Here is a 12726-nt window from a genome sequence, read left to right as displayed (position 1 = left end):
CCGGCGTCGAGGCGCGGTGAGAGAGTTAACGGCGCCCCTAACCACAGCCAACCACTCGACGCAAGGGAGAGACATGCAAGTGCTGCTCGTCCGGCACGCGCTGCCGCTGCGCAGCGAACACGGCCAGGGCTCCGACCCCGACCTGTCGGACGAGGGCATGGCACAGGTCGCCCGCCTGCCCGAGGCGCTCGGCCGGTTCCCCATCTCCCGCGTGGTCAGCAGCCCGCAGCGGCGCGCCATCCAGACCGCCGAACCGGTCGCGGCGGCCCGGCAGCTGGCCGTCGAGGTCGACGAGCGATTCGCCGAATACGATCGCGATCTTCCCGTCTACATCCCCGTCGAGCAGATCCGCGCGGAGAACCCCCGCGAGTGGGAGCGGATGGCCCAGGGCCATCTGCCCAGCGCCGTCGACCAGGACGCGTTCCGGGCGCGCGTGCTGGCGGCGGTGGGCGATGTCGTCGCTGCGGCCGATCCCGAAGACACCGTCGCGGTGTTCAGCCACGGCGGGGTGATCAACCTGCTGCTGCACGAGATCCTCGGGACGGCCCGGCTGTTGTCGTTCCCCGTGGACTACGCGTCCGTGACGCGCCTGCTGTACTCGCGCTCCGGCCAGGCGACGGTGGCGACGGTCAACGCGGTCGAACACGTGTGGGACCTGTTGCCGCGCAACCAGCGATGGTAAACAAGTTCGGTGACTTCGGCTGACCGACTCGACGGGCTCGACCTGCCCGCGCTGGACCGGTACCTGCGCTCGCTCGGCATCGACCGCGACGGCGAATTGCGCGCGGAGTTCATCTCCGGCGGCCGCTCCAATCTGACGTTCCGGGTCTACGACGACAAGACGAACTGGCTGGTGCGACGCCCACCACTACACGGGTTGACGCCGTCGGCCCACGACATGGCCCGCGAGTACAAGGTGGTTGCGGCGCTGCAGGACACGCCCGTGCCGGTGGCCCGGGCAATCGCGCTGTGCGAGGACGACTCGGTGCTGGGCGCGCCGTTTCAGATCGTCGAATTCGTTGCCGGGCAAGTGGTCCGCCGCCGCTCCCAGCTGGAAGCCTTCAGCCACACCGTCATCGACGGCTGCGTCGACGCGTTGATCCGGGTCCTCGTCGACCTGCACAACGTCGACCCGAACGCGGTGGGGCTAAGCGATTTCGGCAAGCCCAGCGGCTACCTGGAACGCCAGGTGCGGCGCTGGGGCTCGCAGTGGGAGCTGGTCCGGCTGCCCGACGACCACCGCGACGCCGACGTGGAACGGCTGCATTCCGGTCTGCGCGAAGCCATTCCGCGGCAGAGCCGCACCTCGATCGTGCACGGCGACTATCGCATCGACAACACGATCCTGGACTCCGACGACCCGACGCGCGTCCGCGCCGTCGTGGACTGGGAGCTCTCGACGTTGGGGGACCCGCTGTCCGACGCGGCCCTGATGTGCGTGTACCGCGATCCCGCGCTGGACTTGATCGTCAACGCGCAGGCCGCGTGGACGTCGCCGCTGCTGCCCACGGCCGACGAGCTCGCCGACCGGTACTGTCTGGCCGCCGGGACCGCGCTCGCGCACTGGGAGTTCTACATGGCCCTGGCCTACTTCAAGCTCGCCATCATCGCCGCGGGCATCGACTTCCGCAGGCGCATGTCCGACCAGGCCCGCGGCGCGGACTCCGAGCACACGCCCGAGGTGGTGGCGCCGTTGATCTCCCGCGGGCTGGCCGAGCTCGCCAAGCAGTCCGGCTAGCCGCGTTCCGACCGCGCCGCCGCCGCGTGGTGCTTCTTGGCCGCGCGGCGCAGCTGCAGGATCCGCGCGGTCCCGACGGCGACGGTGATCAGGCCGCCCACCACGGCCGCCAGCAGAATGGCCACTCCCAGCGGCAGACTCCAGTGCCAGCCCAGGAACTGAAACTGCGTCGACGCCGTGTTCTGGGTGATGAAGATCAGCAACAGGATCAGGATCAGGAATCCGGCGATCAGCGACGTCCACAGGGCGCCGGCGCGGGTGAACCCGATGGCCGGTTCCGCCGGCTTCGACCCGCCCTTCGGCGGTTGTTGCGCGGGTTTGGGCGGCTCGCCGGGCGGGGCGGGGCTTTGGCTGCTCATATCGCCATCTTTGCCCCATCGGGCCCGGAATGAAACCACACCACGCTGGAAGGCTTGCGGCGCCCCGTCGTTTCTGCGGTTAGTGTCACCGGTATGAGGAAGTTGCCGGCGGCGCTGCTGGCGACGGTTTGCCTGATTGCGGCATGCAACAATTCGGATCCGCTGGGCGAAGAGACCCGCAGCATGAAGTCCATCGTCGTGGGCTCCGGCGATTTCCCCGAGTCCCAGATCGTGGCCGAGATCTACGCGCAGGCGTTGCAGGCCAACGGGTTTGACGTCGGGCGCCGGATGGGCATCGGCAGCCGCGAGACGTACATCCCGGCGCTCAAGGACCATTCCATCGATTTGGTGCCGGAATACATCGGCAATCTCCTGCAGTACTTCGAGCCCAAATCCACGGTGACGATGCTCGATGCCGTCGAATTGGAGCTCTACAAGCGACTGCCCGGCGATCTGTCGATCCTGACGCCCTCGCCGGCGTCCGACACGGACACGGTCACCGTCACCGGTGGCGCCGCCGCGGACTGGCACCTCAAGACGATCGCCGACCTGGCGGCGCATTCGCCGGACGTGAAGTTCGGGGCGCCCTCGGACTTCCAGGCCCGCCCCGCCGGGTTGCCCGGCCTGAGGCAGAAGTACGGCCTGACCATCGGCCCGGGCAACTTCGTCGCCATCGAGGACGGCGGCGGCGCGGTGACGGTGCGCGCGCTGGTCGAGGGCAGGGTCAACGCCGCCAACATCTTCAGCACGTCGCCGGCCATCCCCCAGGAACACCTGGTGGTGCTGGAGGACCCCGAGCACAACTTCCTGGCCGGTAACATTGTGCCGCTGGTGAATTCGCAGAAGAAGTCCGATCACCTCAAGGATGTGCTCGACGCGGTTTCGGCGAAGCTGACCTCGCCCGGGGTGGCCGCGCTCAATGCCGCGGTGGCGGGCAACTCGGGCGTCGATCCCGGCCAGGTGGCCCGAAACTGGGTGCGGGACAACGGCTTCGACCATCCGCTGGGGCAGGCGTGATCCGCTTCGACGACGTCAGCAAGGTGTTTCCCGGCGGCGGCACCGCGGTGGACCGGCTGAGCCTCGACGTGCCCGACGGCAAGCTGACCGTGTTCGTCGGCTCGTCCGGCAGCGGCAAGACGACGGCGCTGCGGATGATCAACCGCATGGTCGAGCCGACCTCCGGCACCATCACGGTGGACGGGGTCGACGTGTCCACGGTCGACCCGGTGAAGCTGCGCCTCGGGATGGGTTATGTCATCCAGAACGCGGGCCTGATGCCGCATCAACGGGTGATCGACAACGTCGCGACCGTGCCGGTGCTCAAGGGCCAAAGCCGGCGGGCGGCCCGCAGGGCCGCCTATCGGGTGCTCGAACGCGTCGGGCTGGACGCCCGGCTCGCCACCCGTTACCCGGCGCAACTGTCCGGCGGCGAACAGCAACGCGTCGGGGTGGCCCGCGCCCTGGCCGCCGACCCGCCCATCCTGCTGATGGACGAGCCGTTCTCGGCCGTCGACCCGGTCGTCCGGCACGAGCTGCAAAACGAAATGCTGCGCCTGCAAAGCGAATTACGCAAGACGACTGTGTTCGTGACCCACGACATCGACGAGGCGCTGCGGCTCGCCGACCGCGTCGCGGTGTTCGGACACGGCGGCGTCCTGCAGCAGTACGACGAACCGGCCCGGCTGCTGTCGCGACCGGCGAACGACTTCGTGGCGCGGTTCATCGGCCTCGGCCGCGGCTATCGCTGGCTGCAGCTCATCGACGCGTCCGGGCTGCCGCTGCACGACATCGAGCAGATCCCGGTGAGCGCCCTGGCCAACGGCGGCGGCGCGCAGATCACGGCGGGCTGGAAACTGGTCGTCGACGACGGCGTGCCGCTGGGCTGGATCGACGCCGACGGCTGGCGACGGCACCGCGGCGGGGCGCCGTTGTCCGACAGCATCAGCGCCCTGGGCGCGCAGTTCCGTCCCGACGGAAATCTCAGCCAGGCGCTCGACGCGGCGTTGTCCTCACCCTCGGCCATCGGCGTCGCCGTCGACCGCGACGGCAGGGTTGTCGGCGGCATACTGGCCACCGACGTCCTGGCCGCGGTGGAAGCCCGGCGGCGGCTCTGACCATGCACTACCTGCTCACCCATCTGCACGACGCCTGGGCGCTTAGCGTGGTGCATCTGCGGCTTTCGCTGCTGCCCGTGCTGATCGGGCTGGCGATCTCGGTGCCCCTGGGCGTGCTCGTGCAGCGCGCCCCGGTTGCCCGGCGGCTGACGACGGCAACGGCCAGCGTCGTGTTCACCATCCCGTCGCTGGCGTTGTTCGTGGTGTTGCCGGTGATCATCGGAACCCGAATCCTCGACGAGGCCAACGTCATCGTCGCGCTGACCGCCTACACCGCCGCGCTGCTGGTGCGCGCGGTGCTCGATGCGCTGGACGCCGTGCCGGCGCAGCTGCGCGACGCCGCGACCGCGGTCGGCTATCCGGCGATCAAGCGGATAGTGAAAGTCGAACTGCCGCTGGCCATTCCGGTGCTGATCGCCGGTCTACGGGTGGTGGTGGTGACCAACATCGCGATGGTCTCGGTGGGCTCGGTGATCGGGATCGGCGGGCTGGGCACCTGGTTCACCATGGGTTACCAGACCAACAAGAGCGATCAGATCCTCGCCGGCATCGTCGTACTGCTCGTGCTGGCCATCGTCATCGACCTGGCGATTGTGCTGGCCGGCCGCCTGGTCACGCCCTGGGAGCGCGCCGCGCGCCCGCCCCGTCGGCGCCGGGCGGTCCCGGCGCCGATGGCGGGGGGCGCCCGATGAGCTTCCTGCAGCAGGCGCTCTCCTACCTGTTGACCGCCGCCAACTGGACCGGCCCGGTCGGGCTCTCGGCGCGCATCCTGGAGCACCTGGAGTACTCGGCCATCGCGGTGGGCGCCTCGGCACTGATCGCCGTTCCGGTCGGGGCGATCATCGGGCACACCGGCCGCGGAACCCTGCTGGTGGTGGGCGCGGTGAACGGGCTGCGCGCGCTGCCGACGCTCGGGGTGCTGCTGCTGGGGGTGCTGCTGTTCGGCCTGGGCCTGGGCCCGCCGCTGGTCGCTTTGATGCTGCTGGGCATCCCGTCGCTGCTGGCGGGCACCTACGCGGGCATCGCCAGCGTCGACCCGACGGTGGTCGACGCCGCCCGCGCGATGGGCATGACGGAGGCCCAGGTGCTGCTGCGCGTCGAGGTACCCAACGCGATGCCGTTGATCCTGGGCGGGCTGCGCAGCGCGACGCTGCAAGTGGTCGCGACCGCGACCGTGGCCGCCTACGCCAGCCTCGGCGGGCTGGGCCGATACCTGATCGACGGCATCAAACAGCGCGAATTCCAGCTCGCCCTGGTCGGCGCGCTGGCGGTGGCGGCGCTGGCGCTGATCCTCGACGGGCTGCTGGCGTTGGCGGTGTGGGTATCGGTGCCCGGCAGCGGGCGGCTGCGCAAGGCCGTCGGCGTCCGAGATCACGTGACGTCGACCGCACTTGTGGACAAACCTGCCGCGGTCGGCGGGGACGCTTTACGGTAGGAGGGTGAACAGCCCCAGTGATCCGACGCCGCGAGTCTGGCCGGCGATGTTGACCTGGCGCGCGCAGGACGTCTCCCGCATGGAATCCGTGCGAATCCAGGTGTCCGGCAAGCGAATCAAGGCGAACGGCCGCATCGTGGCCGCGGCCACCGCCACCAATCCGGCGTTCGGCGCCTTCTACGAAGTGCAGACCGACGACACCGGCGCCACCAAGCGGTTCGGGCTGACCGTCACGCTGGCCGAGCGCGAACGCCAGCTGGCCATCGCCCGCGACGAAGAGAACATGTGGCTGGTGACCGACCATCAGGGGGAGTCGCGCGCGGGATACAACGGCGCCCTCGACGTCGACGTGGTGTTCAGCCCGTTCTTCAACGCGCTGCCGATCCGGCGCCTCGGGCTGCACGACCACGCCGAGTCGATCGCGTTGCCGATGGTCTACGTGAACGTGCCCGAGATGACCGTCACCGCGGCCGTCGTCAACTACACCAGCGGGGGCAGCCTCGACGAAATCAAGCTGCGCTCACCGGTCGCCGACACCACCGTGAGCGTCGACGCCGACGGCTTCATCGTCGACTATCCAGGGTTGGCAGAGCGGATCTGATCACGCCGCCCGCCCGGCCCGCGGCGGCCAGCTCCTCGCGCCAGTTCTCCGCGCCGATCACGACGGTGAAGATGTCGGAACGCGGGAAGCTGTCGAAACGGGTTCGGGCCGCATGCCCGGCCTCGACGAGCTCGGCCGCCGAGTTGTCCCAGTCGAGGGAGTCACGGGTGCGGCTCAGCAGCTCGATGGCCCGGTCCAGGACCGGCAGCAGTTGCCCGGAGTTGCCTTCGCACATCGCGCGCACCAGGTCGGGCGCCGTGGCGGCCACCCGGGTGCCGTCGCGGAAGGACCCGGCGGCCAACGCGAAGGCCAGCGGGACCTCGGCGGCGGTGATGGCCAGCGCCTCGGCGAGCAGGTGCGGCAGGTGCGAGATGGCGGCCGCCGCGGCGTCGTGCTCGTCGGACCTGGCCGGCACCACCACCGCGCCGCAGTCCAGCGCCAGCGTCATCACCATCGACCACACCGCGGGGTCCACATGGTCGTCGACGCTGACGACCCACGGGGCCGCCGTGAACAACCCGGCGTGGCCGGCCATCCAACCCGATTCGGCGGTGCCCGTCATCGGGTGACCGCCGACGAAGCGCGACAGCAGACCGGCGGCCGCGACCTCGTCGAGCACCGCGCCCTTGACGCTGGTGACGTCGGTCAGCGGGCAGTCGGGCGCCAACTCGCTGACGTGGGCGAGCATTCCGGGCAGCGCCGGCATCGGCACGGCCAGCACGATCAACGCGCCGGTGTCCGAGGCGCGGGTCAGCGTTTGGGTGAGGTCGGTGCTGGCGTCGAAGCCGTCGGCGCTGGCTCCCTGCGCGCCCTCGACCGAGCGGTTGTAGCCGAACACCTCGCGGCCGGCTTTTGCCGTCGCCCGCATGATCGAGCCGCCGATCAGTCCCAGACCGAGCACGCACAGCGGGGTATTTCTCGCAGACCGGGCCACAGTCCAAGGTTGGCACAGTCCGCCGCGCCGTGGGGGTTCAGGTTCGCGCGCCCGGGTCCGTCTGTCTGGTCAAGGGGCCTGGTCAGCGACTAGCGTAGGCGGCCATGGGAGCACAACGGGCCTCCGCACAGGGCCCGTCCGCGGACATACCGGACGGCTTCGGCGTCGCGGTCGTGCGCGAAGAGGGCCAGTGGCGTTGCTATGCGATGGCATCCAAGTCGCTGACGAGCCTGTCGGCCGCCGAGACGGAGCTGCGCGAACTGCGCAGCGCCGGAGCGGTGTTTGGGCTCCTCGACGTCGACGACGAGTTCTTCGTCATCGTGCGCCCGGCGCCGTCGGGGACCCGGCTGCTGCTGTCGGACGCCACCGCCGCGCTGGACTACGACATCGCCGCCGAAGTGCTGGACAACCTCGACGCCGACATCGATCCCGAGGACCTCGAGGACGCCGAGCCGTTCGAGGAGGGCGACCTGGGGTTGCTGTCCGACGTCGGGCTGCCCGAGGCGGTATTGGGCGTCATCCTCGACGAGTCCGACCTGTACGCCGACGAGCAGCTGGGCCGCATCGCCCGGGAGATGGGCTTCGCCGACCAGCTGTCGGCGGTGCTCGACCGGCTCGGTCGGTGAGTGTTTCCGACGAAGACCTGATCCGCACCGCGCTGGAGGTCGCCGCGACGGCTGGTCCCCGTGACGTCCCGATCGGTGCGGTGGTCGTCGGCCCCGACGGAACCGAACTCGCCCGCGCGGTGAATGCCCGTGAGGCCCTTGGCGATCCGACGGCGCACGCGGAGATCCTGGCGATGCGGGCTGCGGCCGCGGCGCTCGGCGACGGGTGGCGGCTGCAGGGCACCACGCTGGCCGTGACCGTCGAACCGTGCACCATGTGCGCGGGCGCGCTGGTGCTGGCCCGCATCGAGCGCCTGGTCTTCGGCGCCTGGGAACCCAAAACCGGGGCGGTCGGGTCGCTGTGGGACGTGGTCCGCGACCGTCGGCTCAACCATCGCCCGGCCGTGCGCGGCGGCGTGCTCGCGCGGGAGTGCGCCGCGCCCCTGGAGGCCTTCTTCGCCCGCCAGCGATTGGGGTGAGGCGGGGACGGTTCGGTAAGCTGCCTGGCGGTGGCGTGTCCGAGCGGCCTAAGGAGCACGCCTCGAAAGCGTGTGACGGCTAACACCGTCCGAGGGTTCAAATCCCTCCGCCACCGCCACAGACCTCCGCCACCGCCACTGTGATGTCGCGAGACATCGGACGGCGCGCACCCCGGGATCGTGGCCGGGACTTGTCGTACCTCCCTGCTTTGATGTGGTCATGTCGTCGACCGCAGCGCTTGACTCGGAGTTGCGTCCTGCCGATCGGCTGGGGGTGCTCTTTGAGGAGTTGGCGGAGTTGGCCGGTCAGCGCAACGCGATTGATGGGCGCATCGTGGACATCGTCGCCGAGATTGATGGTGACCAGTTGTGGGGTGCCACCGGCGCGCGTTCGCTACCGGCGTTGGTGGCCTGGAAGCTGGGTTTGTCGTCGACCAACGCCCACGCGATCGCGACCGTGGCGGCCCGGGTTGAGCAGTTTCCGCGCTGCGTGGCGGGCATGCGGGAGGGCCGGCTGTCGCTGGATCAGGTCGGCGTGATCGCCGGGCGGGCCGGCGATGGATCCGATGAGCATTACGCGCAGTTGGCCGCCGTGGCCACGGTGGGCCAGTTGCGCACCGCGGTCAAACTCGAACCGCGACCCGAACCCGAGCCCCCCGATCCCGAGTGCTGGACACCACCGGCGCGCTCGATCACCAAGACCGCCGATGAGAATTCCGCGTGTTATCGGATCAAACTCGGCCACGACGACGCGGCCAAGTTCGACGCGGCGCTGCAATCGCATTTGGATGCGCTGATCGCCGAGTGGAAACACGACCGCGACAACCACGGGCCGGCATCGGATCACGCGCCGCCGCTGCCTTGCACCATCGAGGCGTTTATGCGGCTGGTCGAGGCCGGGTGGGACGCCGAGGCGGCGCGGCGCCCGCACGGCCAGCACACCACCGTGGTGATGCATCTGGACATCGGCCAGCGCCTCGCCGCGCTGCATCTGGGTCCGCTGCTCACCGACGCCGAACGCCGCTACCTGGCCTGTGACGCCACGGCCGAGGTGTGGTTCGAACGTGACGGTCAGCCCATCGGCGCCGGGCGCACCACCCGGCTGATCAACCGGCGGCTGCGCCGCGCGCTTGAGCACCGTCACCCCACCTGCGCGGTTCCCGGCTGCGGGGCCACCCGGGGTCTGCACGCTCATCACCTCCAACATGTGCGCCATGAGGCGCGTGAGATCCGATCGGAGGTGAAAGACCTCCGATTTCCGGCCGTCACAGCGGTCGGATAAAGCTGAGGGCAGCCGAATCTCGTAGGGATCGAGAGGGATTCGGTGGCAAGCGGCCCTGACAAAGCCACAGCGCGTCAGCACTGCCAGATGGCGTGGCGTGTGGTGAGCAAGGTGAGAAGGTATACGCAAGAAACCAGCGTCTGATCCCTCGTTAGGTGGAACGGTCTGAAACCTGGCGGATATCGGACCGGTTGTGGTGCACGCGAATGCAGTGCGAACGGACGCGTCCGCTGCCCGCCCCAACCGGGGGTGGGTGGCAGCCGGCGGGGAATGGTCTGTGGCGTACCCCGCTGGGGCCACCGGGGCAAAGCTGGGTGCCTCCCTCACCGATCGGAACCACGTGAACATGGGAACCATCCGGGTGCCTCCCTCCCCGCGTCCTTGCCAGGGGCGCGGCGGGTAGGTGTCGATGCCCACCAACAGCTCTCGGATGGGGCGGAGCCGCCGTAGTACTTCGAGGACGGGAAAACCGGCCACATGGGGAAGGGCGGCAGTAGGACACGCAGAAGAGGAGACTGCCATGGCAGAAGATGCGCCGGTGAATATCGGCGCCGCGCTGGAGTTGCCGTTTTTGGCGCGCCAGAAGGTACTGCGGATGCAGACCAAACTGCACTGTTGGGCGACGGCCGATCGTGGTCGTCGGTTTGATGATCTGTTTAACCTCGTGGCCGACCCGTGCTTCCTCGCCGAGGCGTGGACGCGGGTGCAGGAGAACACCGGTGCCCGCAGTGCGGGGATCGACAAGCGCACCGTGCGCTCCAACGAGAACAGTCCTGCCGGTGCGGTGGGTTTTCTTGAGGATCTGCGGGAGGCGTTGCGGTCCCGGTCGTTTCGGCCGGTGCCGGTGCGACGGGTCGAGATACCCAAGGCCAGCGGCAAGGTCCGCAAGCTGGGTATCCCGACGGTGGCCGATCGGGTGGTGCAGGCAGCGCTGAAGCTGGTGTTAGAACCCATCTTTGAAGCCGATTTCTCGGATTCCAGTTATGGGTTTCGGCCCAACCGCCGCGCCCAGGACGCGATCGAGGACATTCGATTTCACGCCCACCGTGGGTATGAGTGGGTGTTCGAAGCCGACATCGCGGCGTGTTTTGACGAGATCGACCACACCGCCCTGTTGGGTCGGATACGTGGCCGCATCGGCGATAAACGCGTGCTGGCGTTGGTCAAGGCGTTCCTGCATGCAGGAGTGCTCGACACCGATGGCCTGACCTACGGCACCTTTACCGGAACTCCCCAAGGCGGCATCTTGTCGCCTCTGCTGGCCAACATCGCCCTGTCGGTGATTGATGACCACTTCGACACCTTATGGGCGGCCCACCGCGGCGGCTCGGCGCGCAAACTTCATCGCCACCGCGGAGGAGCGACGTATCGCCTGGTGCGTTACGCCGATGACTTCGTGATCCTGGTGTTTGGTGCCCGCGTCCACGCCGACGCGCTGTGGGAACAGGTGAGCGCCCTGCTGACACCAATGGGGCTGCGGTTAGCCCCGGAGAAGACGCAAGTTGTCCACCTCGACGAGGGCTTTGACTTTCTGGGGTTTCGCATCCAGCGCCACACCCAGAAAGGCGGCACCCGGTCCTACGTCTACAGCTATCCGCCGCGCAAATCGGTGCAAACCATGCGGCGCAAGCTCAAGACGGCGACCAAACGGATCACCCACCAGCCCGCAGACCAGCTCTTCAAGCAATTGAATCCCATGGTCCGCGGCTGGACCCAATATTTTCGGCACAGCGCCGCCAGCCCTGCCTACGCCACCATCGGCAACTACCTGTGGTGGCGGGTCTGGAGCTGGTTGCTGCACAAACATCCCCACACCGGCAAACGCGCCATATGGGCTCGATACCACGTGCGGCGATGGCCGGAATACAACGGTGTGCGGCTCTACCAACCCACCACGATGCGCATCCAACGCTATCCATATCGGGGCTCAAAGATCACCACACCATGGGAACCCATCAACGCCGTTCCAGCATGACCTACGGAGAGCCGGATGCGGTGAAAGCCGCACGTCCGGTTCGGGGGCGCGGCGGCGGGAAATAGCCCGGGCGACAAGCCCGGACACTACGCCCGCCGCCGACGCCTACTGGGAAGACGGCGGGCCCACCGAGCTGGCCAACCTGGTGCTGGTCTGCCCGTATCATCACCGGCTGCACCACCGCGGTCTGATCACCATCACCGGGCCCGCCGACGCGCTGCGTGTCACCGACAGCGACGGGCGACCGCTGAGCCCGGGCTCGCTGGCGCGCCCACCAACCCAACCCCCGCCCGCGGTGCCACCATGCCCCGGACCGCTCGGCGAGCGCGCCGACTGGTGGTGGTACGACCCCTTCCAGCCCCAACCACCACCCACCACCAACTAAACCCAAACAGGCTGGGACATCAAGAAATTCGCGCTGACCGTACACAACACTCTGAGCCCAGCCGGGTCTCACACTCAGCGGACAGCTCTGATCAGCAGATCTGCGGGCAGCAACATCTCTGACGGCGCGGGCGAACCCGGATCAGGGTCGCTCGAAGTGCTGGTAGTCGACGGGCGCCGTCCAGTAACCGCCCCACCGCCAGCCCCGGTCGGTGAAGACGCGGACGGCCGGGTCGCCGTCGTGCAAGAGGCCAGGGTCGGTGCGAGCACGGTCGAGGTAGGGCGCCGCGTTCTGCGGTTGCACCACGCCGCCGGCGCAGCGGCACGGGTTGAGGAGCGGATTGAGGTCGATGGCGCGGCCGTAGGCGTGTTGCGACCATCGGCCGCTGCCCGGAATGCCCCGGCAGTTGAACGCCGACGTGTTGTCGTCCTCCATGGACAGCTCGTCGTCGGCGGCCGGATAAGAGTCGGCCGGGCGGATCTTGTCGATGGGGAAGCCCAGTCGATAAAGCTGTTCGAAGATCGCGACGACCTCCGGCACCAGGTCTTCGTGCACCACCAGTTCGCCGCGGTGGGTGTGGCCGTCGAAACCGATGTGGTCGACGCCAACTCGCCGAAGGCGCGCCGGGTCCACCGGGCAGCCGGGCCGCCAGCTCGCACCCAAATCCGCGGTGGTGACCGGCTGAACCGTGCTACCGGCGCGGGCGGGTGGGGGCGCGGCGGCTCCCACAGCCAGCAACACACCGGCCGCCAGCACGGCCATCCGACGCCTACAGGACGTCAATTGGGATGAGTCCTCATCGCTCGCTCCATGGTGACC

General features: G+C 68.8%; 13 protein-coding genes, 1 tRNA gene and 2 pseudogenes. 13 read left to right on the top strand and 3 right to left on the bottom strand.

The window, feature by feature from the left end; genetic code table 11:
- Positions 1-73: 73 nt before the first annotated feature.
- Together AC5Y6X_RS05865 and AC5Y6X_RS05860 are read left to right on the top strand one after the other, a co-directional pair.
- Positions 74-682, top strand: coding sequence for a histidine phosphatase family protein (locus AC5Y6X_RS05865; RefSeq protein ID WP_499985114.1), 609 nt, complete (start codon positions 74-76; stop codon positions 680-682).
- Between the two features lie 9 nt (positions 683-691).
- Positions 692-1738, top strand: coding sequence for a phosphotransferase family protein (locus tag AC5Y6X_RS05860; RefSeq protein WP_324679715.1), 1047 nt, complete (start codon positions 692-694; stop codon positions 1736-1738).
- Here the strand turns inward: AC5Y6X_RS05860 and AC5Y6X_RS05855 are convergent.
- Positions 1735-2097: a LapA family protein gene (locus AC5Y6X_RS05855; protein ID WP_499985112.1), complete on the bottom strand. Its 363-nt coding sequence runs from the start codon at positions 2095-2097 to the stop codon at positions 1735-1737. The genes AC5Y6X_RS05860 and AC5Y6X_RS05855 overlap by 4 nt on opposite strands.
- Before the next feature lie 93 nt (positions 2098-2190).
- On the opposite strand from AC5Y6X_RS05855, the gene AC5Y6X_RS05850 reads away from it, so the two are divergent.
- Genes AC5Y6X_RS05850 through AC5Y6X_RS05830 form a run of 5 tightly spaced genes read left to right on the top strand, consistent with a single transcriptional unit; the run spans position 2191 to position 6247 of the window.
- On the top strand, positions 2191-3114 hold the full coding sequence (locus AC5Y6X_RS05850) for an ABC transporter substrate-binding protein (protein ID WP_499985111.1): 924 nt from the start codon (positions 2191-2193) through the stop codon (positions 3112-3114).
- The gene (locus AC5Y6X_RS05845) at positions 3111-4211 is read left to right on the top strand and encodes an ABC transporter ATP-binding protein (RefSeq protein WP_499985109.1); all 1101 of its coding nucleotides are present in this window, start codon (positions 3111-3113) and stop codon (positions 4209-4211) included. The genes AC5Y6X_RS05850 and AC5Y6X_RS05845 overlap by 4 nt, the downstream gene beginning before the upstream one ends.
- A gap of 2 nt (positions 4212-4213) precedes the next feature.
- Complete coding sequence (locus AC5Y6X_RS05840; protein WP_499985108.1) at positions 4214-4903, top strand: ABC transporter permease; 690 nt, start codon at positions 4214-4216, stop codon at positions 4901-4903.
- Entirely contained in the window at positions 4900-5646 is a 747-nt protein-coding gene (locus AC5Y6X_RS05835) for an ABC transporter permease (RefSeq protein WP_499985106.1), read from the top strand. Before AC5Y6X_RS05840 ends, AC5Y6X_RS05835 begins: the two co-directional genes overlap by 4 nt.
- A 46-nt stretch (positions 5647-5692) precedes the next feature.
- A complete protein-coding gene (locus AC5Y6X_RS05830) occupies positions 5693-6247 on the top strand; it encodes a putative glycolipid-binding domain-containing protein (RefSeq protein WP_499985267.1) in 555 nt (184 codons plus the stop codon).
- Here AC5Y6X_RS05830 and AC5Y6X_RS05825 read toward each other — a convergent pair.
- Entirely contained in the window at positions 6210-7154 is a 945-nt protein-coding gene (locus AC5Y6X_RS05825) for a prephenate dehydrogenase (protein WP_499985265.1), read from the bottom strand. The two genes, AC5Y6X_RS05830 and AC5Y6X_RS05825, sit on opposite strands and share 38 nt — an antisense overlap.
- A 131-nt stretch (positions 7155-7285) precedes the next feature.
- Here AC5Y6X_RS05825 and AC5Y6X_RS05820 point away from each other — a divergent pair, with 131 nt between their 5' ends.
- The 6 genes and pseudogenes from AC5Y6X_RS05820 to AC5Y6X_RS05795 form a co-directional block, all read left to right on the top strand.
- Positions 7286-7807, top strand: coding sequence for a tRNA adenosine deaminase-associated protein (locus AC5Y6X_RS05820; protein ID WP_499985104.1), 522 nt, complete (start codon positions 7286-7288; stop codon positions 7805-7807).
- On the top strand, positions 7804-8265 hold the full coding sequence (locus AC5Y6X_RS05815) for a nucleoside deaminase (RefSeq protein WP_499985103.1): 462 nt from the start codon (positions 7804-7806) through the stop codon (positions 8263-8265). Before AC5Y6X_RS05820 ends, AC5Y6X_RS05815 begins: the two co-directional genes overlap by 4 nt.
- A 29-nt stretch (positions 8266-8294) precedes the next feature.
- A tRNA-Ser gene (locus AC5Y6X_RS05810) sits at positions 8295-8384 on the top strand.
- 101 nt (positions 8385-8485) lie between these two features.
- Positions 8486-9472, top strand: a pseudogene (locus tag AC5Y6X_RS05805) (13E12 repeat family protein); the annotation flags it as partial.
- Between the two features lie 613 nt (positions 9473-10085).
- Entirely contained in the window at positions 10086-11522 is a 1437-nt protein-coding gene (ltrA, locus tag AC5Y6X_RS05800; RefSeq protein ID WP_499985264.1) for a group II intron reverse transcriptase/maturase, read from the top strand.
- Between the two features lie 109 nt (positions 11523-11631).
- Positions 11632-11907 (top strand): annotated as a pseudogene (locus AC5Y6X_RS05795) (HNH endonuclease signature motif containing protein); the annotation flags it as partial.
- A gap of 141 nt (positions 11908-12048) precedes the next feature.
- Here the strand turns inward: AC5Y6X_RS05795 and AC5Y6X_RS05790 are convergent.
- Positions 12049-12669, bottom strand: coding sequence for a M15 family metallopeptidase (locus AC5Y6X_RS05790; protein WP_499985102.1), 621 nt, complete (start codon positions 12667-12669; stop codon positions 12049-12051).
- Between the last annotated feature and the right edge of the window lie 57 nt (positions 12670-12726).

This window comes from Mycobacterium sp. NGS26 (assembly GCF_059813025.1).
Note: the sequence above shows the minus strand (reverse complement) of the source record. Positions and strands in the feature narration are given on the sequence as shown.